Origin of the sequence: Bacillus hominis, assembly GCF_018332515.1 — a bacterium.
GTDB lineage: Bacteria > Bacillota > Bacilli > Bacillales > Bacillaceae_G > Bacillus_A > Bacillus_A hominis.
Genome location: NZ_BOQD01000665.1, coordinates 1 through 778 on the forward strand (window position 1 = coordinate 1; position 778 = coordinate 778).

Annotated in this window: 1 protein-coding gene; it reads left to right on the top strand. The window is 30.5% G+C overall.

Going from position 1 to position 778, the window contains the following annotated elements:
* Positions 1–113 precede the first annotated feature (113 nt).
* Positions 114–778: glycosyltransferase family 32 protein (locus KI356_RS27845; protein WP_212937080.1), on the top strand; the 665-nt coding region annotated here is incomplete at its 3' end.

A 778-nucleotide genomic window follows, 5' to 3' on the forward strand; every position in this document is an offset into this window, starting at 1 on the left:
GTATGCTATTTTATTTATTTTGTTTATGAACACCTCATTACTTTAGGGATAGTTTATAGAAGTAATTATTTATGAGTGATAGGGAAATATAAAAAGTGAGTGGAGGAATTAAGGTGGGGAAGGCCGAGGAAATTCCGCGCAAAATACATTATTGTTGGTTTGGTGGGAAAGAGAAGCCTAGTATAGTTGAAAAATGTATTATGAGCTGGAGGGAGAATCTACCTGGATATGAAATCATAGAATGGAATGAAAAAAATTTCAATACAAATTGTAATTTATATGTAAAAGAAGCGTATGAAAATGAGAAGTATGCATTTGTAAGTGATTATGTAAGAGTTCATGTTTTGTATGATTTTGGTGGAATTTATTTGGATACTGATGTCGAAGTATTTAAATCCTTTGATGATTTATTGCATCACCATTCTTTTTGGGGATTTGAACAGGAAGATTACATAGCTACAAGTACAATCGGAGCAAGGAAAGGGAATCCACTTATTAAAGTGTTTTTGGATTCTTACAAAGAGAAAAAATTTATAAAAAACAATGGAACTTATGATGATTTGACCAATGTTGCTATTGTAACAAAGATTCTACAGAATTTAGGCTTAAAGCGAAATGGAGAGTATCAAGAAATAGAGGGTATAGGTGTTTTTTATCCACAAACATATTTTTCTCCATATGATTATATAAATTGTAGAAATTTTATAACTGAAAACACATATGCTATGCATCATTTTTATAAGAGTTGGTTATCACCAAAAGTTAGGTTGAAAGGTAA